Origin of the sequence: Microcystis sp. LSC13-02, from assembly GCA_002282935.1 — a bacterium.
Classification (GTDB): domain Bacteria; phylum Cyanobacteriota; class Cyanobacteriia; order Cyanobacteriales; family Microcystaceae; genus Microcystis.
Genome location: MTBT01000082.1, coordinates 1 through 1,757, shown reverse-complemented (window position 1 = coordinate 1,757; position 1,757 = coordinate 1). Strand labels below are relative to the sequence as shown.

Genomic DNA, 1,757 nt, shown 5'->3' with positions numbered 1-1,757 from the left:
AGGTTCAGTTTTTAGCTTGGTTATCGCTTTTTCCATTGTAGCTTAAAGCCGTCCTAAAAGGACGGGGTTTTAACCCAAATTTTCGATAACTGGACTTCCCCCATACAGAAATACTAAAAAATCAACGAAACCCTTACTGCATGGGGCTTCTCAGAAAAAATTGACAAGACACCAATGGGTACATTTTCCCCTTGAAAATGGCTGTACCGTTGACTGTATCTAGAGTAGAGCGATGACCTAGAGTTGGCTGTATAGTGATCGCTAACCTTAATATAACAGATGGTGTCATTACGGCGGATTCAGGATTGGTCTGGTACATTCTCCACCTTGAAAAAATGAGCGAACGATGAGTGACGAGTCTGCGTTCTCAGAACTGTAATGTCTTGGAATTCATGACCGGGGCGGTTAGGGCATCTCGTCAGGGAAGTTCTTCACCCTATCTTCTGCCCTAGGAGAGTTCTTCCACTGAGTCAATGCCACTGGCTGCTTGACAACCCCCCCTGAACGGTTACGAATCAGCAACGCCAATAGGCTCTAATTCCTCAAGAAGAATGAGATAATCTTGTCCGATTTTTTGAATGGTCGTAGGAAGATGGAAATTACGAGAATATTCAATTCTTATCTCTAACTGACCATCTATGATTAGGAAAAAGAATTCAATCAATGTGGTACGTTTTTGATCAGGTGGTGATAAACGACAGTCGCGCTCGCCATAAACAAACTCAAACAAGTCAGAGAGAGGAACCGAACGATTTCCCAGATAATTAGCCCGTACTAGGGTTAAATTACTATCAGGATAGAGATATTCAGGTAAAGACTCACCCATCCAATCATAAGTTACGCCATTCATTGGTAAGCTTTCAAACTGCTCATTGATGGTACTGATAGTTTTTTCCCAAGTCGTAGAAGTGGATAAATTAATGCCTATGGGAAAATTTACAGCATAATTGCCCATACTTTCCATAAAAGGCTGACCTTCGCCTAAATCTCGCCCATGACTACGATGACTGATAACCACCTGTTTGCGTTGACTCCAATCACCTAATAAACGGTATAAAGGAGCAAGAAGAATGGGATAAAAGTTAGACTGATAATAAGCCTTGCCTTGGTTTAATAACTGTTTAGTTTGCGCTTTACTTAAGACAAATCGCGCACTTTCGGCAGAAGCTTCAATATTTGCGCCTTTGACATGATCGACGGGGACTTCAAAGCGACTCTCTGCATCAGGAAATTGTTCCTTCCAATAATTCAAGTGTTCGTTCATTGTTCCTTTTTTCTCCTCATCCCTCAAGACTTGCACAAAATCTAAGTAAGACTGAGGATTAGGGTTAGGAAAAGTCGGATCACTTCCTACCAATAATTGATGATAGGCACTCCAAAGTTCCTTAAACAAGAGGGTTGCACTTAACATATCAGCAATGATGTGGTGAGCGACCATCGTAACATCGTAGCAATAGGGACTAACTTTAACGACAAGAGTAGCAGTAAGTGGCCAACGGTCAATCTGGATTTTTTTAGCTAAATCTGACATTTGAGCTTCAATTTTAGCATTACGTTCTGCTGCTGTTAAGTGGCTTCCATCCCAATACTCTGCTAGGATAGGTTGAGGATCATTGATCAAGTATTGCTGCCATTTACCTTGATTTTGTAGGCAAACCGTCCGAAAAGCTTCATCGAAAATTTTGGGTCTGAAACCCCGTCGTTCTACGACGGCTTTACCGTTAAATACTAGCGCATTTACCAAATATATGCTAAAA

At 41.4% G+C, this 1,757-nt stretch carries 1 protein-coding gene; it reads right to left on the bottom strand.

Annotated elements, in window-relative coordinates; genetic code table 11:
* Nucleotides 1-508 precede the first annotated feature (508 nt).
* Nucleotides 509-1,757, bottom strand: a 1,249-nt coding sequence (locus tag BGL89_RS04840) for a condensation domain-containing protein (protein WP_286824706.1), incomplete at its 5' end; no start/stop codon positions are given.